Annotated in this window: 1 rRNA gene; it reads left to right on the forward strand. The window is 52.8% G+C overall.

The features are described from left to right. Positions 1 to 212, forward strand: a 16S ribosomal RNA gene (locus KO538_RS29820); the annotation flags it as partial.

A 212-nucleotide genomic window follows, 5' to 3' on the forward strand; every position in this document is an offset into this window, starting at 1 on the left:
ACTCAAAGGAATTGACGGGGACCCGCACAAGCGGTGGATGATGTGGATTAATTCGATGCAACGCGAAAAACCTTACCTACCCTTGACATGGCTGGAATCCCCGAGAGATTGAGGAGTGCTCGAAAGAGAACCAGTACACAGGTGCTGCATGGCTGTCGTCAGCTCGTGTCGTGAGATGTTGGGTTAAGTCCCGCAACGAGCGCAACCCTTGT

Source organism: Janthinobacterium sp. NKUCC08_JDC, assembly GCF_019345575.1.
Taxonomy (GTDB): domain Bacteria; phylum Pseudomonadota; class Gammaproteobacteria; order Burkholderiales; family Burkholderiaceae_D; genus Janthinobacterium; species Janthinobacterium aestuarii.